Source organism: Geobacter sp. PheSNFMC, from assembly GCF_059620965.1.
Genome location: NZ_JCAMRN010000004.1, coordinates 1 through 19,731 on the forward strand (window position 1 = coordinate 1; position 19,731 = coordinate 19,731).

The following is a 19,731-nucleotide window of genomic DNA, read 5'->3' on the forward strand; positions in this document are numbered from 1 at the left end:
CGGCAAAGGAGATCAGGTCGTCCCGGCATTCCCGGTAGCTCTCGGTCTGCCACGGCTTCACGGCCCCGTCCGCCAGGGACCTGGATTCGTCCGGAATCACCAGCCCCAGGTCGATGCCGATCACCCGGCCGAACCCCCGGCAGGTGGCGCAGGCCCCCACCGGCGAGTTGAAGGAGAAGAGGTGAGGCGCCGGGTCCTGGTAGGAGATGTCGCAGTCCGGGCAGTGGAGGTCGCTGGAAAAGCGCCACGGTTCCGCCACGGAACCTTCGCCGGCGGGACGAACGAACACCCGCCCGTGCCCGACGCGCAGCGCCGCCTCCATCCCCTCCACCAGGCGGGAACGGTTCGCCGGTGCCAGGCGGGTGCGGTCCTGGATCACCTCCAGGATGCCTTCCTCCTCCCGGTGGATGCGGGTGTATCCCTGACCGGCCAGAAACCCCTTCACCTCGTCGGTGGAAAAATTGGCCGGCACCGGCACCGGGAAGGTAACCAGCACAACGGTCCCGGCGCCGGCATCCCGCGCCAGCAGCTCATCCGCGATGCTCTCGGGCGTGTCCCGCCGCACCGACCGGCCGCAGCCGCGGCAGAAGAGCCGCGCGGCCCGGGCGAACAGGAGCTTCAGGTGGTCGTTCAGCTCCGTCATGGTCCCCACGGTGGAGCGGGAGGTGCGCACCGGGTTGGTCTGGTCGATGGCGATGGCCGGAGGAATCCCGTCGATCCGGTCCACGGCCGGGCGGTCCATCCGCTCCAGGAACTGACGGGCATAGGGGGAAAAGGTCTCCACGTAGCGGCGCTGCCCCTCGGCGTAGACCGTATCGAAGGCGAGCGACGACTTCCCCGAACCGGAAACGCCGGTGACGACAATCAACTCGCCCAGGGGAAGGTCGAGATCGAGATTCTTCAGGTTATTCTGGCAGGCGTTGCGGATGGAGATCGATTCGTGGGCCATGGGGAGAGAGTATAACAGGCAAACGGGTGCAACGCGATGGAAACGATGGGGACACCGAATACCGACGCGACGGTGTCAGGACGGTGCCTCCCCTTCTGCCGCCGTGACCGGCGTGCGCGTGCCCCAGGCGTGGTCATGATGCGCATGGTTGGCGGTGCGGTCGCCGGCCAGCAACTGCTCCTGGAGCCCGGTCGCGTCCCCGTAGAAAACCTTGAACCCCAGCCGGCACGGGTTCAGGCTACGGGGTACCGCGCCGGCGCGAAAGCTCCGTTCCCGGTTCGGGCAAAAGGGGCCTCACTCTGGCAGGTAGCCCCCGGCCAACGTGGTGAACGCGGCAACCTGCGCCGCCTGCCAGGCGCTGTCCCGCCCCAGCTCGCGGGCCATCAGCTCCGCCACCCGCGGGGCCGCGGCCACGGCGGCGCGGGCATCCAGCAGCAGCGCCCTGGTGCGGCGGGCCAGGACATCCTCCACCGTGCGGGCCCACTCGTGGCGCACCCCCCAGACGACCTCCCCGGCTCGGTAGGGGAGCGCCGGATGCAGGGGCTCACGCCAGGCGGAGTTTTCAGCCAGGAGCTGCTCCAGGGCTGCGGCATCGCAGCCGTAGACCTGCAACGGCCCGTCCGCCGTACCCTCCTGCCAGCCATGAATCCGCAGCGTCTCCGTGACCGACGGCCGATGATCCAGGCCGGCCACCTGGGCAGCGGCGGTAACCGTGTCCTCCCCCATCTTCCGGTAGGTGGTCCACTTGCCGCCGGCAATGGTGACCAGGCCGCTTCCCTCCACCAGCAGGGTGTGGTCCCGGGAAAGGGAGGCGGTGGTGCCGCCGCCGTCGCTACGGACCAGGGGCCGGATGCCGGCGAAGGTGCTCAGCACGTCCCGGCGCTCGGGATGGCGGGTCAGGTAGCGGGCCGCATGGGACAGGAGAAAGTCGATCTCTTCCGGCAGGGGGCGCGGCTCCAGCCCGGCCGCCGGGATGGGCGTATCGGTGGTGCCCACCACGGTCCGGCCGTGCCAGGGGACCGCGAACAGGACGCGCCCGTCATCGGTGTGGGGAACCATGATCGCGCTGTCGCCGGGCAGGAACGAGCCGTCCAGCACCAGGTGCACCCCCTGGCTCGGGGCAATGAGGTCCCGGGCCGCCGGGTCGGCAAGCCGCCGCACCCCGTCCACGAACGGACCGGCGGCATTGATCACCGCCCGCCCCATGATCCTGAAGGCGCGGCCGGTCTCCCGGTCCCGCGCCTCCACCCCGGCCACGAGACCGTCATGGCTGATGATGCCGGTCACCGGGAAGTGATTGAGCGCCACCCCGCCCAGGTCGGCTAGGGTCAGGGCCAGGCTGATCGCGAGGCGCGCGTCGTCGAACTGGCCGTCGTGGTAAATCACCCCGCCGCGCAGGCCACGGGGCTCCACGGTGGGGATGTGATCCAGGGTTTCTTCCCGGGACAGCAGGCGGGACGGCCCCAGCCCCAGCGTGCCGGCCAGGACGTCGTACAGCTTGAGCCCGATCCCGTAGAAGGGCCCCTCCCACCAGTCGTAGAGCGGCACCACAAAGGAGAGGTTGTGCACCAGATGCGGGGCGTTGCGGATGAGCAGACCCCGCTCCCGCAGTGCCTCCAGCACCAGCGAAAGGTTCCCCTGCTGCAGGTAGCGAACCCCGCCGTGGATCAGCTTGGTGCTCCGGCTGGAGGTCCCCTGGGCAAAATCCCCCTGCTCCAGAAGAAAGGTCCGGTAGCCGCGGCCGGCCGCCTCCACCGCCGTGCCGAGGCCCGTGGCGCCCCCGCCGATCACGATCATGTCCCAGACCTCGGTCTCGGTCAGGTATCGCAGCAGATCCTCGCGCTTCATGGCTGAACCCACCCTTGGGACCGCTCCAGGGCCCTGCTCCAGGTGGAGCGCAGCTCAGCCGCCCGGCCCCGATCCATGGCCGGCTCAAAGGTGTGCTCCGCCTGCCAGAGCCGGCCGATCTCGGCCCGGTCCCGCCAGTAGCCCGCCGCCAGCCCGGCCAGGTAGGCCGCCCCCAGGGCCGTGGTTTCGCGCACCCGGGGCCGCACCACCGGCACGCCAAGGAGGTCGGCCTGGAACTGCATCAGCATGTTGTTGGCCGTGGCGCCGCCGTCCACCCGCAGCTCGGCCAGGGGGGTAGCCGCATCGGCCTCCATGGCCTCCAGCAGATCGGCCGTCTGGAAGGCGATGCTCTCCAGGGTGGCCCGGGCGATGTGACCGGCGGTGGTGCCGCGGGTGATGCCCAGCAGGGCGCCCCGGGCGTAGGGATCCCAATGGGGAGCGCCCAGCCCCGCAAAGGCCGGCACCAGGTAGACCCCGCCATTGTCCGGGACCGAGGCGGCCAGGGTCTCCACCTCCGCCGAGGAACGGATGATGCCGAGCCCGTCCCGCAGCCACTGCACCGCCGCGCCGGCCACGAACACGCTCCCCTCCAGGGCGTACTCCGTGCGGCTGCCCAGGCGGCAGGCCACGGTGGTCAGGAGGTTCCGCCCCGAGAGCACCGGCCGCTCGCCGGTCTGCATCAGCATGAAGCAGCCGGTGCCGTACGTGTTTTTCACCATCCCGGGCCGGTCGCAGAGCTGGCCGAACAGCGCGGCCTGCTGGTCCCCCGCGATGCCGCAGATGGGGATGCGCGCCGCCAGGAAGCGGGCGGCAGTCTCGCCGTAGACCTCGCTGGAGGCCACCACTTCGGGCAGGATCGCGGGCGGGATCCGGAGCAACTCCAGCAGTTCCGGGTCCCAGGCGCCGTCGTGGATGTTGAACAGGAGCGTCCGGGAGGAGTTGCTGGCATCGGTCAGGTGCCGCTCACCGCCGGTCAGGTTCCAGACCAGCCAGGAATCGACCGTGCCGAAGGCCAGTTCACCCGCCTCGGCCCTGGCCCGGGCCCCGGGCACGTTATCGAGCAGCCAGGCCAGCTTGGTGCCTGAGAAATAAGGGTCCAGCACCAACCCGGTCCTGGTGCGGAAGGTCGGCTCCAGCCCCTTGGCCCTGAGCCGGTCGCACTCGCCGGCCGTGCGCCGGTCCTGCCAGACGATGGCGTGGTGGATCGGCCGACCGGTACGGCGGTCCCAGACCACCGTGGTCTCCCGCTGATTGGTGATGCCAATGGCGGCAATGTCCGCGGCGGTAATCCCGGCCCGGGCAATGGCCTCGACCACCACCCCCAACTGGGAGGCCCAGATCTCCTCGGCATCGTGCTCAACCAGCCCGGGCTGGGGAAATATCTGGCGGAACTCCTTTTGGGCGAGCCCGAGCACGTTCCCGTCATGGTCGAACACCAGGGCGCGGGAACTGGTCGTCCCCTGGTCGAGCGCAAGGATGAAGCTCATGGCAGGGCTCCTTTGCCGGATGAATGAGGCGGGGGCGCCGTCTCAGGCGTTGGGCTGACCCCTGTCCGCCAGCCGCCCGCGCAGCTCTTCGAGCATGGCGTGCACCTCGGCGATCGCGGCGTTCTGGGCGGCGAGGTTGTCGAGAATGGCCCTGATTTCCGCCTCGGCCTTCTGGTTGACTTCATAATCGTTGTGGGCCTCGATCCGGTCGCGGGCGGCCTGCCGGTTCTGGCTCATCATGATCATGGGCGCGGTGTAGGCCGCCTGCAGGGACAGGACGAGGTTCATCAGGATGAAGGGGTACGGGTCCCAGTGCCTGATCCACGCGGTGATGTTCAGGATCACCCACAGGGTGAGAAGCACCGACTGACCGATGATGAACTGCCAGGAGCCGACCCTGGATGCGATCCAGTCGGCCGCCCTCTGCCCTGCCGTCAACTGCTCCCGGACGACTTCATTGACGTTCTTTACCGGCGCGTGCTCGTGCCGATAGGGTGCCGGGAAAACGGGGCGGTGCATGGGGACCTCCTTGGGCGGGGATAACGGTTCTCAGGTACCTCTCGCAAGCCATGCGACGGCCTTGTCGATCGAGTCGAACGCACGGAGCTCAAACCCGCGATTGGCCGCAGCGGTTTTGAGGAACTCATCGTCTTCCGCAAAGTTCTGGCGCACGGCCTGCCCCATTTCATTGGGTCCGTGCCGCCCCATGCCCGCGGCGACCACCGGGAGAAGCCGCCGGTCCGCCCATGGGCCAGCCACACGGGATCCGCGGCAGCAGGCCTCTTGCGGCTCACACATTGTTCAGCTTCAATGCCCATTCTGCCTTGTCCGGAGCGGGTGGACGGCAGAGGCGCATCGTCTCCAGCAGTCCGGCCGGGTCCCGGTCCACCAGCAGTGCCTCGCGGCAGCGCGACCGGACAAACCCTTCTTCGGCCATGCGATCGAAAAAATCCAGCAACCGGTCATAGTAGCCGGCACTGTTCAGCAGGCCGCAGGGTTTGGCGTGAATGCCCAATTGCGACCAGGAGAGCACCTCCACGAACTCCTCAATGGTGCCGATCCCGCCGGGCAGGGCCATGAAGCCGTCCGACAGCTCCGCCATGAGAGCCTTGCGCTCATGCATGGTTTCCACCACGTGCAGGTCGCTCAGGCTGGTCAGGGCAACCTCTTTGTCCACCAGCAGCCGGGGGATGACGCCGGTGACCCGGCCGCCGCCCTCCAGCACGGTCCGGGCCAGGACCCCCATGAGGCCGATGCTTGCCCCGCCGTAGACCAGCTCGGTCCCCGTTGCCGCCAGCAGTCGCCCGAGCTCCCGCGCCGCCTCGGCATAAGCCGGCCGCGCGCCCGGACTGGAACCGCAAAACACGCAAATGCGCTTCATGTATCCTTCCTTTGCCCGTACCGCCCACTGTCACGCTGGCGCGGGCATGTAGATGTAGCGATCGCCACGGCATCGGCATTCGCGGGCCATCGGCCGGCTCTGCCCCGGTGGCGCACGTGCCGTCGGACTCGTTACCGCCCTGGTCCGCCGGGTAGCCGACTGGGCGTCCGGGGCACTCTTCCCAGCACGGCAAGGGCAACACAAAAAAACTTAGCACACGCCCGCTTGCCGGCAAAACGCTTTTTCAGCAAGTGATCCCGCTATCACAAAATATTGCCCCCATGGAAGCATCTGGTTTTTCTGCTACCGCAGCCGTTGCCGGCCTGTTTCACATAACCCGCGCTTGCAAGGGGCAGGCCGTTTACTTTCCACTGACAGGCATTATGCCTAGAGGCACGTACTGTCCGCACGGACTGGCAACCCGCGCTTCAGGTTCACGCCACCCCCAGCTCTTTCAAGGCAGCGAGAGTCAGTGCGCTCACCAGCACCCACAGGATAGCCGCCTGAACCAGAGGTCTTATTCCGACTGTTCTCAACACCTCCCTGCTCAGTCCCGCGCCAACCATAAAAAGGGTCATGACAAGGCATTGCCTTGCGATGGCAGCCAACTCTCCCCAGTAATGCTCATACATCGGCAACAGTGTCCTGAGTGTTGCCGCCGCCATAAACCCGACAATGAACAGGGGAATGCTGACTTTTTGCTCCCCGCCCTTGATCAGAGACACTACCATTACGACCGGTGCGATCCAGACGGCCCTGGTAAGCTTGACGGTAGTTCCGACAGTCAATGCCAGGGCGCCATATGCCGATGTAGCGCCAACGACGCTGCTGGTGTCGTGAATGGCAAGCCCCGACCAGACGCCGAACATGTTCTGGTCAAGTTGCAGCCAGCGCCCGATCAGCGGGAACAGCAGGAGAGCCACGGAGTTAAGGGTAAAGACCGTTGCCAAGGCTACCGCAATTTCGTCATCCTTTGCTTTCAGGACCGGTGCCATGGCTGCGATTGCGCTGCCGCCGCAGATTGCGGTGCCGAACGAGATAAGGGCGGATGTGTTTTTGTCTGTCCGGAACAGCTTACCAAGGACGCTCCCGAGGAGCAGGGTGCAAACGATGCCAACCGCGCTGTACCAAATGGAGTCCTTCCCGGTTTGTATCACCTCACCCAGGCCTAGCCCGAACCCAAGTCCGACGACTGAAATCTGCAGAAGCATTTTACTATAATGTGCGGTCTGTTGCGGCCACGGGTTCCCCACTGACAGGCTGAAAAGCACCCCCATGGCCAGAGCCGGGGCAGTACCAACCCAAGGGGTTGCACACAGTACCAGCAGGATGACGAATAGCGTCTTGCGTAACCGATCGATGTCCATGGCATACTCCTGTGATCAGAGGCTCTTGCAAAACTACTGCGGGGCCGGTCTCCGGTGGGGCCGGTCACTCGAAAGCCCACCGTACCGACGGCTACGCTTCGCGTCCTCGCTCGCTTGCGCCCGGCACCCCGGCCTCCCCATAACGTTTTTCAAGAGCCTCATCTACATAGTCAATTGCATCATACGCCACCTTGTATATAATAAAAAATGAGTAATATGCATTATTTTGTTCAATACACGTTATAAGGACTGACACAATGGCGATAACCCTGAGGCAACTGGAAATCTTTGAGAAAGTAGCAAAATGCGGACACGTGACCCAGGCAAGCAAGCAGCTCTTTATAACGCAGTCAGCAGTAAGTATGGCTATTGCCGAGCTGGAGCGATTGGCAGGGGCCCCCCTCTTTGAACGGCACGGAAAGCGTCTGATCCTGAATGATCGGGGGCGGAAAATACTGCCGGGAGCAGAAGAGGTGATCAGGAAAACCGGAGAGATAGAGCAGTTTTTGAATGATTCTGTCGGTGAGCCGAGGGGAACTCTTAATGTAGGGGCAAGTACCACCATTGGAAACTATATCCTGCCTGGCATCGTTGCAGAATTTTCGCGGGAATATCCCAAGGCAAAGGTATTGTTGACCATCGGGAATGCCCGGCAGATAGAGAACGCCCTGGAAAATGGCGACCTCGACCTTGGGTTGATTGAAGGGATTCCGCACTCCGGCGTTCTCGATACAACTGCCTGGAAACACGATGAGCTTGTCGTCGTGGTCGGCAAAGGACATCCATGGGCATGTGATAGGTCCGCGTCCGTGGAGATGCTGAGAACAGCCCCATGGATCATGCGGGAAAAGGGATCCGGAACGAGGGAAGTGTTTGAGGCCGCAATGGCCGGCAGAAACATCGAGTTCTCAATTTCTTTGGAACTGGGACACTCTGAAGCCATTAAAAAAGCGACTGAAGCAGGGTTGGGAGTGGGATGCCTTTCGAGAATCGCCGTCGGGAGAGAACTGGAACATGGCTGGCTGGTAGAGATCGAATGTCCACTGGACCTGAGAAGGACCCTTTCAATCCAGACAAGGACATGTGGATACAAGACGAGGTTGTTGCAGGAGTTTTGCTTGCTGCTGAGCCAACACCGGGATGCTGGCGCTGACATGTAGCTGTGCCCGCCTGCCGGGTGGCACAGATGACATGCACCCCACATGATGCTTGCGGGCGGGGGATTCACATTCATGTCTCATGGAAAACTGACCACTTGACTCAGCGCCCTGCTTCGATGGGCCACGGTTACCCTTTGCACGCCGGGGCTCTGCGGTACAATTGATCAGGTATGGCAGCCCCACAAAGGAGGTACCCCATGAAACAGATGTTCGCAGCCCTTGCCCTGACCCTGGCCGGCGCGGCCGTAAGCGGCGCCGGGGAGCTTCCGGTGGCGCCCAACGGGATCGCCTGTCTCACCGACTACCGCGCCTGGGAAGCGGTGGCCCCGTCCTGGCGCGACGACCGGGGACAGATCCGGGTGATCCTCGGCAACCCCACGGCCATGAAGGCCCTGCGGAGCGGAACCCGCCCCTTTCCGGACGGCTCGACCTTTGCCAAGCTGGCCTGGAGCGCGAAAAAACACCCGAAGTTCCCGCTTGCCACGGTGCCGGACGCCTTCGCGCAGGTTGAATTCATGGTAAAGGACGGGGAAAAGTTCAAGCCCACCGGCGGCTGGGGCTTTGCCCGTTTCGTGGGGCAGGAGCTGAAACCCTACGGCAAGGATGCCTCCTTTGTCCAGGAGTGCTTCGGCTGCCACACCCCCGTGAAAGACAACGACTTCGTCTTCACCCACCTGGCCACCATCCCCTGAACGCACGACGGGGGAGCCGCCGCAGCGGCCCCCCCGTCTCTCTTCCCTCTTGTTTCGAACTAGTGCCGTTACGCCCCCTCGATCCTGCCGATCAGCCGCAGCAGTCCGTCCAGGATGGTGGCCGGATGGGGCGGGCAGCCGGGGATGAAGAGGTCCACCGGCAGGATGTCGGCCACGCCGTTGTGGGCCTCGGGCGAGCCGGCGAACGGGCCGCCGCCGATGGCGCAGGCGCCGCAGGCCACGACGATCTTGGGCGCGGGGATCGCCTCCCAGGTCATGAGCAGGGCCTCGCGCATGTTTTCCGTGACCGGGCCGGTGACCCAGAGGCCGTCGGCGTGGCGGGGGGAGGCGACGAACTGGATGCCGAAGCGCCCCAGGTCCCAGCCGATGGTGGAGAGGACGTTGGTGTCGGCCTCGCAGGCGTTGCAGCCGCCGGCGCTCACCTCGCGGAACTTGAGGGAGCGGCCCAGCAGGGAGCGGAGCGACGGCTCCAGGGGCCGGGCCAGGTGGTGCTCGCCGCCGGGGCGGACGATCAGGTGCTCGCGTTTCGTGGCGGCCAGCCGGTGGTCGGTGGTGAAGCTGACGAGCCCGCCGGCGGCGCACTCGGGGCAGAAGAGGCAGCGGCCGGTGTCCAGGGCCATGCCGTTGTCGCAGACGATGGCGCCGTGGGGGCAGGCTGCGGCGCAGGCCTCGGCGTCGACGCGCCCCACCGTGGCGGGAAACGCCGGGTAGCCACGGAACCGTTGGGGAAGGCTCACCGGCTCCTTCGGATAGGCCATGGTCCGGTGTCCCTGCTTCAGCCGTGCGATGATCTCTCTCAACACATCGAATCCCTTTCGAACGCCTACAGATCGAACCCGCAGTACGACAGGTTGAAACTCTTGTTGCAGAGGGGGAAGTCGGAGATCTGCTCTCCCCGCAGTGCCATGGCGAGCCCCGGCCAGTTGTGGAAGGAGGGGTCGGTCACCTTGTAGCGCAGGAAGCGACCGTCAGCGCCGGTAATCGCCACGTGGCAGACCTCGCCCCGCCATCCTTCGGTGAGAGCCACGGCGATCCGGTCCGGCTGCAGGGGGCCCGCCTCGTTCCGGCAGCCGCCTCCGGGGAGTTGCTTGAGCTGCTCCCGGATGAAGTCGAGGGATTTCCCCGCCTCCAGCCAGCGCACCGTGGACCGGGCGCAGACGTCGCCATGGTGGGCGGTGACCACCGGGATCTGGGCCATGCGGTAGATGCCGTAGGGGTGGTCGCGCCGCACGTCGCGGTTGAGGCCGCAGGCCCTTGCCGCAGGTCCCACCAGCCCCAGCTCCCGGGCGGTGTCGGCCGGCACGGTGCCGGTGTTCTCCAGCCTGCTCATGACCGACGGCGCGTCCCAGAGGATTTCCACGGCACCCTGCAGGTCCGACTGGGCGGCGTCGAGGCGGGCCAGGAGGTCGTCGCGTTCGGCCGGCCCCAGGTCGAAGAGGACCCCGCCGGGACGCACCAGCCCCCGGCCGAAGCGGCTGCCGCAGAGGACCGCGCTCATGTTGAGGAAATCGCCCCTGATCCGGCCGCAGAAGGAGGCGGTGGGGAGGTAGCCCACGTCGCCGGCAATGGCCCCCAGGTCGCCGGTGTGGTTCGCCAGCCGCTCCAGCTCCAGGGCGATGCCGCGCAGGGCCTCGGCCCGGGCCGGAACCCGGGTGCCAGCCAGAGCTTCCAGGGCCATGCAGTATGCCTGCATGTGGCCGATGGTGGTATCGCCGGCAATGGTCTCCATGCGGAAGGGGGCGCGGGGGTCGGGACCGCCCATGAGCCCCTGCTCGATCCCCCGGTGCTGGTAGCCCAGGGAGATCTCCAGGTGAAAGACCTCCTCCCCGTGGCACTGGAACCGGAAGTGGCCCGGCTCGATGATCCCGGCGTGGACCGGGCCCACCGCCACCTCGTGGACCTCGTCCCCTTCCACCCGGTAGTACTCCATGACCCCCACGGGGATCGGCTCGCCAACGGCGCGCCCCCAGGCGTCCCGGCCGGGAACGAAGGAGCGGTGGAACCGGACCGGCTTGAACCAGGGGTGATCCTCGGCGGGAAGGCCGCACTGCTCGGCGATCTCCCGCTCGAAGAGCTGCACTTGGGGGCAGAACCGGGCGATGGACGGGAACGACCCGGCCGCGTCTGCCGTTGCCAGGGCGATGCTGCCGTCGGACGTGGAGGAAAGGGCGCAGCAGAGGGTGGCCCCGGCCTCCGTGGGGATGCCGAAGTAGGAGGAGACGCGCCAACCCCGGTCCACGGCGTCGATCATCTGCTGGAGGAAGGCGGTCAACTCCAGGCGCGGCACCTCGTGGAAGGGGACGGCTGAACCGTTGTGCAGGGTGAGGAACCGGGCGCTCATGGTTTGGCCTCCAGCAGGGCGGCCCCTTCGCCCAGAAGCCGCAGGAGCGGCTCAGGCAACCAGACCCCCAGCATCAGGATCAGCCCCAGCAGGGCCAGGGGCGGCCCCACGGTCAGGAGCCGGTCGCGGTAGTCGGTCCGCTCCGCATCGGCCGGGGGCTCGCCCATGACCAGGGGCAGCACCGTGAGGGCCATGCCGATGAAGATCACGGCCAGGAAGAAGAGGAACAGGCCCCCCACCAGGTAGCGCCCCTCCACGAAGGCGCTGCTCACGATGGAGAACTCACTCACGAAGGGGGAGAACGGCGGCGAGCCGGTTATGGCGATGAAACCGGCCAGGAAGAGCCCGGCGGACCAGGGGAGCCGGGCCAGGGCGCCGCGCACCACCTCGGTGCTCTTGCTGTTGAAGCTGCGGTGGATGTTGCCCGAGGAGAGGAAGAGGACCCCCTTGGTGAGGCCGTTGTTCAGCAGGTGGAAGAGCGCCCCGAACAGGGCCCCCTTGCCGAGCCCCAGGGCCACCGCCAGGATGCCCACGTGCTCCACGCTGGAATAGGCCAGCATCCGCTTGAAATCGGCCTGGCGCGCCATGAAGACCGCAGCCAGCCCCATGGAGATGAGCCCCATGGTCAGGAGTGCCTTCTGGAAGAAGAGGTATTCCCCGCCCGACGCGAGGCTGATCTGGTAGACCCGCAGGATGGCCAGAAACGCGCAGTTGACCAGCCCTCCGGCCAGGAGCGCCCCCACGAGCCCCGGAGCCTCGCCGTAGGCATCGGGCTTCCAGGAATGGAGCGGCGCGATCCCCATCTTGGAGCCGAATCCCACCAGCATGAAGATGAAGGAGGCGTGGAGCCAGCCCGGGTTCAGCTCCCGGGCCGAGGCAAGGATCGGCCCCAGGAGCAGGGTGGCGTCCCGGTGGGCGACAAGCGTCGCGTAGGCCAGGAAGAAAAGCCCCAGGAGCGCTAGGGCGATCCCCACGGAGCAGATCAGGAGATACTTCCAGGTGGCCTCGATGGAGCGGGCGTTGCGATTGAAGTAGATCAGGGGCGCCATGGTCACGGTGGTGGTCTCCACCGCCACCCAGAGGAGCCCCAGGTGCTGGGAGGCGGTCACCAGGGTCATGGCCGAGAGGCACGCCAGCAGCCCCATGCAGAGAACCCGGTTGGAGCGGTCCCGGCGGTAGGCCAGGTAGCCCACCGCGTAGACGGCGCAGACCAGGAACAGGGTGCTGATGCAGAGGAGCACGATCTTGCCGAGGGGGTCCAGGAAGATCCAGCCCTGGGGTGACGGCGGCGGGGTCCACACCATGAGCGCCAGGGTCAGGAGGAAATGCGGGACGGCCACGGCCGGCAACACCAGGGGGCGGAGCCGGTTGTCCGGGACGATCCAGGCCGCGAGGGCGCCCGCGAGCGGCAGGAGAACGGCGGCGGTCAGCATGGGCCTATTCCTCCTTCAGGGCGCTCAGGCGCGAGGTGTCGACGGAGGAGAACTCGCGGCTGATGTGGTTGATGACGATTCCCATGACAAAGATCCCCACCAGGAGGTCCAGGAGCACGCCGGCCTCCACCATGACCGGCATGGCGGTGGTCAGCAGCAGGCTGAAGATGAAGATGCCGTTTTCCAGAACCAGGTAGCCGATCACCTGGGAGATGGCCTTGCGCCGGGTGGTCAGGACCAGGAAGCCGGTCATCAGTGTGGCGATGGCCGCGGGCACGAAGAGCAGGTCCTGGTGCTCCGGGGCCAGGGGGAGCCGCTCTGAGAAGACAAAAGCCAGGGCCGTGGCCACGGCGCCCAGGATCAGGGTCGGTACGTAGCCGATGAAGGGCTCCACCTCCCGCTTGATCCGGGCCTTGCGCACGGCGTCGCTGATCAGCCAGGGGATCACCAGCCCCTTGGCCAGGATGATCCCGCCGGAGATGGCCACCAGGTGCCAGGAGAAGGAGTGGATGATGCCGGGGAGCACCCCCAGGATCACCCCCTGCACGGCGGCGGCCCGGATGCAGAAGGCCATCCGGCTCGACCCCAGGACGACGAAGTTGATCAGCATGACCAAGACCAGCAGTTGGTCGGCAAGGGAAACCATGGGTTACCTCAGGATCAGGAGCATGGCAAAGGCGGAGAGGATCGTCGCCGCCACCAGCAGTTGCGGGATGCGGATCAGGCGCAGCCGGGCCATGACCGATTCCACCACCCCCACGGCCACCGCCAGCACCAGCATGGATGCCACGAAGATCCCCCAGTCGGCCAGGGCGTTGCCGGTCCGCACGGGAAGGGCCACGTTCATGAAGAAGGCCCCGAGCACGAAAAGCTTGAGGGCCGCGCCGTAGAGGATCAGGCCGAAGGCCGGGCCGCTGTGGTCCAGCACCATCACCTCGTGGATCATGGTCAGTTCCAGGTGGGTGGTGGGATCGTCGAAGGGGATGCGGCAGTTCTCCACCAGGAGCACCAGGAACAGCGCCCCCACCAGGAGCAGCAGGGAGGCGCCGGCGGTGAGCCAGTCCGCCGCGGTGGCGTGGGTGAGCATGGGGGTGAGCGACAGGCTGCCGCTCATGCGGGCCAGGGTGATCAGGGCGAAGAAGAGGGTCGGCTCGGCCAGGCAGGAGAAGGTCACCTCCCGGGCCGCCCCCATCCCCTCGAAGCTGGAGCCGGTGTCCAGGGCGGCCGCGGTGGTGAAGAACCGGGCCAGGCCGAAGAGGTAGGCAAAGAGGATCATGTCCCCGGCAAAGGAGACCGGCGCCGGGTGGTTGCCCAGGGGAACCAGCAGCGCTGCCACGGCGGTGGCGGCCAGGGTCACCACCGGCCCGGCGCGGAACACCCAGGTGGTGGTATCGCTGAACACGCTCCCCTTGCGCAGCAGTCGGCCGATGTCATAGTATGGCTGCAGCAGCGGCGCCCCGACCCGGCCGGCAAAGGCGGCCTTGGTCTTGACGATCACCCCGAGGAGCAGGGGGGGCATCAGGATCGCCAGCAGCAGATGGATGATGATGTCGAGCATGGCGCGCCCTCCCCGTCAGTGGGCCCAGACCATCAGCAGAAAGAGCGTGGTCAGGATGTAGAGCATGTAGAGGTGCAGCCGGCCGTGCTGCAACCGCCGCAGGAAGGCGAAGGAAAAACCCGCGGCCCGGAACAACGGCATGATCACCCGCTCAAGGATCGTTTCGGTGGGCACGAACCGGAACAGAGCCGGTGCCGGGAAGAATCCCGCCACGGCCGGACCTTCCCGGCGGGGGGCGACGACCCCCTCGAACTGCCTCACCAGGGAACCGGCAAAGGAGACTCCCGTGTATTGCATCCGCGGCGACGGGACCGGATAGCCGCACCCCCAGGTAGTGCCCCGCGCGGCCGGGGTCCGTTTCAGCCGAAATGCCAGGATCAGCCCCACAAGAATCACCGCGGCGCCCAGCATGCCCGCCCCCAGGGTGAGCCATCCCAGGGGAACGAGGGTTTCGAGGGGGGCCGGGGGAACCATGCCGAAGGCCGCCACGGCCGGCTCCACCAGGCAGAGCACCGGCCCGGGCGCGATCCCCGCCGCCAGGCAGAGCAGGGCCAGCAGCCCCATGGGCACGCCCATCCGCCAGTCGGGCAGGTGAGGATGATGGTGCGCGCCGCACCGGGGAACCCCCAGGAAGACCACGCCGTAGAGCTTCACGAAGGAAACCGTCGCGATGCCCCCCACCACGGCCAGGAGCGGCGCCGGCAGGGCCAGGAGCGGCACCGGGTCAGCCACGGCCTCGCCGAAGAAGCCGGCATAGAGCAGAAATTCCCCCACGAAGCCGTTCAGGGGAGGCAGGCCGCAGATGGCCAGGGCCCCCACCAGGAAGAAGAGCGCGCTCCGGGGCATGAGGCGGGCGAGCCCCCCCATCCGGTCCATCTCCCGGGTGCCGGTGGCATGGATCACCGCGCCGGCCCCGAAAAAGAGGAGCGGCTTGAACAGGCTGTGGTTGAGCAGGTGGAGCAGCGCCCCGGTCATGCCGAGGGTGTAGAGGGGGACGTTGCCGGTGGCCTCCCCCACCAGGGCCGTGCCGATGCCCAGGGCGATGATGCCGATGTTCTCGATGCTGCTGCAGGCCAGCAGCCGTTTCAGGTCGCGCTGGGATGCCGCCAGGACGATGCCGGCCAGGGCCGAGACCACCCCGAGCACCAGGATGAGGCCGCCCCACCAGAGGGGCACCGGCGCGAAGAGCGAGATGGTCCGCACCAGCCCGTAGATACCCATCTTCAACATGACGCCCGACATGAGGGCCGAGATGTGGCTCGGCGCGCTGGCATGGGCCGCGGGCAGCCAGATGTGGAGCGGCATGATCCCGGCCTTGGCGCCGAACCCCGCAAGGGCGGCCAGGAACAGGACCGTGGCCGGCACCAGGGCCGGGTCGAGGCTGTGGGGCGCCGGAAACACGAAGGAGCCGGTGGCGCCCCGCAGGATGCAGAAGAGAACGAAGAGCGCCGCCGTGCCGGCATGGGTCGCCGCCAGATAGACGATCCCCGCCTGGCGCACGGCCGGGTCACGGTGCTCGGTGGCGAGGAGGAACCAGGCCGACAGGGCCATGGCCTCCCACGCCATGAGGAAGAGGACGCCGTTGCGGGCCACCACCAGGCCCGCCATGGCCGCGGCCAGAATCCCGTAGAAGAACGTAAGGGCCGGCTCGGTGGAACGGTTCTCGGCGGCGGGCCAGTAGCCGAGAGCGTAGAGGGAGCCGCAGCCGAAGACGAGGAAGACGGGGATCAGGAAGAGGGCCGACAGGGGGTCGACGGCCAGGTCGGCCGGGCCGAAGGGGAGGGTCCAGGCAAGGCTGAAGGCCGTTGTCCGGTGTTCCAGCAGCGTCCGCACCGCACCGGTCAAGCCCAGGAGAGACGCGGCCGCAGCCATGACGGCGGCCAGAATCTGACCCGGCACGAATTTGCGCGCCAGCACGCCCGGAACGCCGGAAAGGGCCGCCAGGACTATGGCGACGAGGATCTGAGAGGCGGGGTCCGCCCCTTCTAACGCGGATTCCATGGTTCTCCACCCACTAACGACACATAGAAACAGCAAAACACACAAAAAACGCTAACACCTTATAAAACTATATGGTACTATTTTTTATGCGTCAATAACATTTTATGACGTATAGAGGTCGAAAGACTTCTAAGGAGACGAAGATGCCGAACACCCGACTGAACATCTCGCTGCCGACCCACATCGTGGACGACATCAAGGCGCTCTACGGCCCCCGGGGGCTGAGCCAGTTCCTGGAGGAGGCGGCCCAGGAGAAGCTGGCCGCCGTGAAGCGGGAGGCCTTCAAGGGACTCATCGAGGGGTACCGCTCAACCGCGGACGAGACGGTGGAGGTCCTGAAAAAACTCGAAGCGGCAGTGACGGAGGAGCGGGATGTTTAAGCGGGGGGGGATCTATTCGGTCAACCTGGCCCAGGAGGGGAACGGCACGCCGGAAACCTGTCCCTGCGTAGTGGTGAGCAACAACATCAGCAACGAATTTTCGCCGGTGGTCACCATCATCCCCCTCTCCTTCCGGAACCTGGAGAAGATCTACGAATTCGAGACGTTTCTGCCGGCCGCCAAGACCGGTCTGGCCGCCGACGCCAAGCTCAGCTCCCACATTATCATCACCATCGACAAGGCCAAGGTGGTGGGGGAACGATTGGGGTTCCTGAGCAAGACGCTCATGGAGCAGGTGGAGAAGGCGCTCCGGTTTCAGTTGGAGCTCTAGCAGGACGGGGATTCCGCGGAGAACATATCCCGCAAGAAACCACCCGGCGGAACGATCGAAGGAACTGAACGCCCACGAGGTGAATCCATGTTGTTGAACGCCGCGGAAGCGGCCCGACTTCTTTCAACCGACGAAAAGACCGTCAAGCGCTGGATCAGGCGGGACGGGCTCCCGGCCACGCCGGTGGACGGCGAGCCCCGGATCAACCGTATCGACCTGCTGGAGTGGGCCACGGAGCGGGGAATCAAGGTCCTGCCCGAGGCCTATGCCGGCGCCGGAGACGAGCCGGGGCTCTTCCCGTCCCTCTCTTCGGCCCTGCAGGCAGGGGGCATCCATTGCAACGTGCCGGGGGACGACAAGCTGACCGTCCTGCGCAACGTGGTGGACCTCCTTCCCCTCCCCCCGCAGGTGGACCCCGAATTCGTGCTCCAGGTGCTCCTGGCCCGGGAAGCCCTGGGCACCACCGCCATCGGCGACGGCATCGCCATCCCCCATGTGCGCAACCCGATCCTGCTCCAGGTGGCCGGCTCGAGCATCACGCTCTGCCACCTGGCTGCGCCCGTGGACTTTGGCGCCCTGGACGGCAAGCCGGTGCAGATCCTCTTCACCCTCACCAGTCCCACCGTGAAGGCCCACCTTCACCTGCTGTCGAGGCTGGCCCATGCCCTGCGCGACCCGCGGCTGCGGGAGGCCCTGAAACGTCCCTGCGACCCGGCGGGCATCCTGGCCGCCGTGGCCGAAATCGAACGATCCCTGGGAGGATGAGCCGATGACTGATGGAGGGGGAATGGTCTCGCCCGGCATGCTCCTGCTCTGCGCCTCGGCCCTTGCCGCCCTGTCGGGGGTGCCGCTGCTCGTCAGAAGCCTTTCCCCTGCCGCCGGCCAGAAGATGGCCACGGCGCTCATGCTCCTGGCCGCCGCGACCGGCCTGGGCGGCGCCGCCACCACCCTCGTCGCCGGCCGGACCGATACCTTTCTCCTCTCCTGGGGACTCCCCTTCGGCCCCGCCGAAATGGCCGTGGATCCCCTCTCCGCCTTTTTCGCCCTGCCGATCCTCCTCGTTGCCGCCTGTTGTTCGGTCTATGGCCTCGGCTACTGGCCGGCACGGAACAATCCTCGCACGGTACGACGCCTGACCTTCTTCTTCGGCCTCCTCGTAGCCGCCCTGATCGGGGTGATCGTGGCGCGCAACGGAGTCCTCTTCCTCGTGGCGTGGGAGATCATGGCCCTCTCCGCCTATTTCGTCCTCACCGCCGACCACGGGAAGCCCGAGGTGCGGGATGCCGGCACCCTCTACCTGATCACCACCCACATCGGCACCCTGGCCCTGTTCGCCCTGTTCTCGCTCCTCAAGGGGACGGCGGGGTCATACCTCTTCCCGGCACCGGCTTCGCTGGCAACCGGCGGAGGGGTCGGCGCCGGCATCTTCCTGACCGCGCTCCTGGGCTTCGGCCTCAAGGCCGGGCTCATGCCGCTCCACGTCTGGCTCCCGTCGGCCCACGCCAACGCCCCGAGCCACATCTCGGCCATCATGTCCGGGGTAATCCTGAAGCTCGGCATCTACGGCATGGTCCGGACGGTTTCCTTCTTTGCCCAGATTCCGCTCTGGTGGGGGATCGTCCTGCTGGTGGCGGGAATGGCGTCGGGGATCGCCGGGGTAGCCTTCGCCCTGGGCCAGCATGACCTCAAGCGGCTCCTGGCCTACCACAGCATCGAAAACATCGGCATCATCGCCATGGGGCTCGGCACGGCCCTGGTGGGCGCGGCCACGGGGGTTCCCTCCCTGACGCTCCTCGGCATGGCAGGGGCGCTGCTCCACGTGCTGAACCACGCCACCTTCAAGGCGCTCCTCTTTCTCGGCGCCGGCACGGTGATCCATGCGGTGGGCACCCGGGAGATCGACCGGATGGGAGGCATTGCCCGCGCCATGCCCCGGACCGCCCTCCTCTTCCTGACCGGGGCCGTGGCAATCTGCGGGCTGCCGCCCCTGAACGGCTTCGTGAGCGAGTTCCTCATCTACCTGGGGGTCTTCCGGGAGGCGGTCCACGGCACCGGCGCGGCCGCGGCCGTCACATCACTGGCCGCGCCGGCCCTGGCCCTGGTGGGGGGGCTGGCGGTTGCCTGCTTCGTCAAGGTCTTCGGCGTGGTCTTCCTGGGGCTCCCCCGGAGCGAAGAGGCTGCCCGCGCCCACGAGGCAGGACGCCCCATGCTCGCGCCCATGGCCGTGCTGGGCGCGGTCTGCGTCGTGGTCGGCCTGGCACCGGCGGCCGTGGCGCCGCTGCTTGACGCCGCGGTGCACGCCTGGCGCCCGGAACTGGCCCTCACGGCCCCGGCCCTGGCCGACCTGGTGCCCCTGGGATGGCTCATGGCCGTTGCCGCCGGAGCCCTCGCGACCGTGGCCGTCATCGCCCTCCTCTACGCCCGGCGGTTGGCCGCCGCGCCCCGGGGCGCCTCGCCCACCTGGGGCTGCGGCTACCTGGCCCCCACCCCCCGGATGCAGTACACCGCGTCATCCTTTGCCGACATGTTGGTCCGGCTCTTCGGCGGCATCCTCCGCCCCCACGGCACCCGGCCCGGCATCCGCTCCTGTGCGCCGGCGCCGGCGGAGTTTCACACCCATGTCCCCGAAACGGTGCTCGAACACCTCTACCTCCCGTTCATCACGTGGGCGAACGGCAGGCTCGCCCCGATCCGGAGGCTCCAGCACGGCCGGTTGCACCTTTACATCCTCTACACCCTGATCACCCTGGTGACGCTCCTGCTGTTCGGCATGTGACCGCCC

18 protein-coding genes and 1 pseudogene are annotated in these 19,731 nt (G+C 66.9%); 6 read left to right on the forward strand and 13 right to left on the reverse strand.

All coding sequences use genetic code 11. The features are described 5' to 3' along the window. The 7 genes and pseudogenes from AC6CDK_RS01350 to AC6CDK_RS01380 all read right to left on the reverse strand — a co-directional run. Window positions 1-949, reverse strand: a pseudogene (locus AC6CDK_RS01350) (excinuclease ABC subunit UvrA); the annotation flags it as partial. A 294-nt stretch (window positions 950-1,243) separates the two neighbouring features. Continuing rightward, entirely contained in the window at window positions 1,244-2,797 is a 1,554-nt protein-coding gene (locus AC6CDK_RS01355) for a glycerol-3-phosphate dehydrogenase/oxidase (RefSeq protein ID WP_192905563.1), read from the reverse strand. Then, window positions 2,794-4,284 carry a glycerol kinase GlpK gene (gene glpK / locus AC6CDK_RS01360; RefSeq protein ID WP_192905564.1) on the reverse strand — a complete coding sequence of 497 codons (1,491 nt, stop codon included), beginning with the start codon at window positions 4,282-4,284 and terminating at the stop codon, window positions 2,794-2,796. Before glpK ends, AC6CDK_RS01355 begins: the two co-directional genes overlap by 4 nt. Before the next feature lie 42 nt (window positions 4,285-4,326). Continuing rightward, window positions 4,327-4,803, reverse strand: a complete 477-nt coding sequence (locus tag AC6CDK_RS01365; protein ID WP_039643167.1) for a DUF1003 domain-containing protein — start codon at window positions 4,801-4,803, stop codon at window positions 4,327-4,329. A gap of 30 nt (window positions 4,804-4,833) precedes the next feature. Further along, on the reverse strand, window positions 4,834-5,043 hold the full coding sequence (locus tag AC6CDK_RS01370) for a hypothetical protein (RefSeq protein ID WP_039643164.1): 210 nt from the start codon (window positions 5,041-5,043) through the stop codon (window positions 4,834-4,836). Between the two features lie 31 nt (window positions 5,044-5,074). Continuing rightward, the gene (locus AC6CDK_RS01375) at window positions 5,075-5,665 is read right to left on the reverse strand and encodes an LOG family protein (protein ID WP_039643162.1); all 591 of its coding nucleotides are present in this window, start codon (window positions 5,663-5,665) and stop codon (window positions 5,075-5,077) included. Window positions 5,666-6,099: 434 nt separating this feature from the next. Continuing rightward, window positions 6,100-7,032 (reverse strand): YeiH family protein, encoded by a 933-nt coding sequence (locus tag AC6CDK_RS01380; protein WP_039643159.1) that lies wholly within the window; start codon window positions 7,030-7,032, stop codon window positions 6,100-6,102. 257 nt (window positions 7,033-7,289) lie between these two features. Between AC6CDK_RS01380 and AC6CDK_RS01385 the strand changes: the two genes are divergently transcribed. After that, complete coding sequence (locus AC6CDK_RS01385) at window positions 7,290-8,192, forward strand: LysR substrate-binding domain-containing protein (RefSeq protein WP_039643157.1); 903 nt, start codon at window positions 7,290-7,292, stop codon at window positions 8,190-8,192. Window positions 8,193-8,389: 197 nt separating this feature from the next. Beyond that, entirely contained in the window at window positions 8,390-8,884 is a 495-nt protein-coding gene (locus AC6CDK_RS01390; protein WP_039643155.1) for a cytochrome P460 family protein, read from the forward strand. Between the two features lie 68 nt (window positions 8,885-8,952). On the opposite strand, the gene AC6CDK_RS01395 is transcribed toward AC6CDK_RS01390, so the two are convergent. The 6 genes from AC6CDK_RS01395 to AC6CDK_RS01420 are packed head-to-tail and all read right to left on the reverse strand — an operon-like array spanning window position 8,953 to window position 16,238. Continuing rightward, the gene (locus AC6CDK_RS01395) at window positions 8,953-9,708 is read right to left on the reverse strand and encodes an NADH-quinone oxidoreductase subunit B family protein (protein WP_192905565.1); all 756 of its coding nucleotides are present in this window, start codon (window positions 9,706-9,708) and stop codon (window positions 8,953-8,955) included. Between the two features lie 20 nt (window positions 9,709-9,728). Continuing rightward, window positions 9,729-11,246: a hydrogenase large subunit gene (locus AC6CDK_RS01400; protein ID WP_192905566.1), complete on the reverse strand. Its 1,518-nt coding sequence runs from the start codon at window positions 11,244-11,246 to the stop codon at window positions 9,729-9,731. After that, window positions 11,243-12,679: a proton-conducting transporter transmembrane domain-containing protein gene (locus AC6CDK_RS01405; protein WP_045668010.1), complete on the reverse strand. Its 1,437-nt coding sequence runs from the start codon at window positions 12,677-12,679 to the stop codon at window positions 11,243-11,245. The genes AC6CDK_RS01400 and AC6CDK_RS01405 overlap by 4 nt, the downstream gene beginning before the upstream one ends. A gap of 4 nt (window positions 12,680-12,683) precedes the next feature. Next, window positions 12,684-13,325: a hydrogenase gene (locus AC6CDK_RS01410; protein ID WP_010941401.1), complete on the reverse strand. Its 642-nt coding sequence runs from the start codon at window positions 13,323-13,325 to the stop codon at window positions 12,684-12,686. A gap of 3 nt (window positions 13,326-13,328) precedes the next feature. Further along, window positions 13,329-14,237 (reverse strand): respiratory chain complex I subunit 1 family protein, encoded by a 909-nt coding sequence (locus AC6CDK_RS01415; RefSeq protein WP_192905567.1) that lies wholly within the window; start codon window positions 14,235-14,237, stop codon window positions 13,329-13,331. 15 nt (window positions 14,238-14,252) lie between these two features. Continuing rightward, entirely contained in the window at window positions 14,253-16,238 is a 1,986-nt protein-coding gene (locus tag AC6CDK_RS01420; protein ID WP_192905568.1) for a proton-conducting transporter transmembrane domain-containing protein, read from the reverse strand. 143 nt (window positions 16,239-16,381) lie between these two features. On the opposite strand from AC6CDK_RS01420, the gene AC6CDK_RS01425 reads away from it, so the two are divergent. The 4 genes from AC6CDK_RS01425 to AC6CDK_RS01440 all read left to right on the forward strand — a co-directional run bounded on the left by AC6CDK_RS01425 (window position 16,382) and on the right by AC6CDK_RS01440 (window position 19,725). Further along, window positions 16,382-16,618, forward strand: a complete 237-nt coding sequence (locus AC6CDK_RS01425) for a hypothetical protein (protein ID WP_039643143.1) — start codon at window positions 16,382-16,384, stop codon at window positions 16,616-16,618. Then, the gene (locus AC6CDK_RS01430; protein ID WP_039643141.1) at window positions 16,611-16,949 is read left to right on the forward strand and encodes a type II toxin-antitoxin system PemK/MazF family toxin; all 339 of its coding nucleotides are present in this window, start codon (window positions 16,611-16,613) and stop codon (window positions 16,947-16,949) included. The genes AC6CDK_RS01425 and AC6CDK_RS01430 overlap by 8 nt, the downstream gene beginning before the upstream one ends. An 87-nt stretch (window positions 16,950-17,036) precedes the next feature. Further along, window positions 17,037-17,714 (forward strand): PTS sugar transporter subunit IIA, encoded by a 678-nt coding sequence (locus tag AC6CDK_RS01435; protein ID WP_066357066.1) that lies wholly within the window; start codon window positions 17,037-17,039, stop codon window positions 17,712-17,714. A gap of 4 nt (window positions 17,715-17,718) precedes the next feature. Continuing rightward, window positions 17,719-19,725, forward strand: a complete 2,007-nt coding sequence (locus AC6CDK_RS01440; protein WP_192905569.1) for a proton-conducting transporter transmembrane domain-containing protein — start codon at window positions 17,719-17,721, stop codon at window positions 19,723-19,725. The last annotated feature ends 6 nt before the right edge of the window (window positions 19,726-19,731 follow it).